The following is a 495-nucleotide window of genomic DNA, read 5'->3' as shown; positions in this document are numbered from 1 at the left end:
AACACTTGAACTACTCCTTCAGCGGTTTCTGTAGGTGTAATTAACCAACTTACTGGATATTGACCATATAAATCTAATACTACATGTAGACGAACTTTATTAAGCCGGATTCCGTAATTTAGTTCCGTCGTATCCGTAACCCAAACTTGGTTAGCTGCGGTTTGGTCAAATTGTCGGTTAAGAATATTTTCAGCTTCATAAGTTTGCTGGGCTTGAATACGTTTATGGGTTGGCTGACGATAGTCAGCTTTGATACTATGGTCTTTCATAATGCGAATGACTCGTTTCTTATTGACGGTATAAGGAATCTGATGACTTAACTTGATTAACCTAGTCATTTTGTCATAGCCAACGCTTTGCTTGTGTTCATTTTCTAACTGTTTAATCAATTGGAGAATCTCCGATTCTTCAATCTCATATTTAGTCGGTTCATGTTTCAGCCATTTGTAGTAAGCCTGTCTAGTAATTCCAGCGACCTTGGTCAATTCACTAATA

1 protein-coding gene is annotated in these 495 nt (G+C 37.6%); it reads right to left on the bottom strand.

Annotated elements, in window-relative coordinates; all coding sequences use genetic code 11:
• Nucleotides 1–494 (bottom strand): IS3 family transposase (locus QOS03_RS09250; RefSeq protein WP_283576193.1); only part of this gene is annotated, 494 nt, incomplete at its 3' end.
• Between the last annotated feature and the right edge of the window lies 1 nt (nucleotide 495).

Source organism: Limosilactobacillus pulli (assembly GCF_947381555.1).
Lineage (GTDB): Bacteria > Bacillota > Bacilli > Lactobacillales > Lactobacillaceae > Limosilactobacillus > Limosilactobacillus pulli.
The sequence above is the reverse complement of the archived record's forward strand: the minus strand, read 5'-3'. Positions and strand labels throughout refer to the sequence as shown.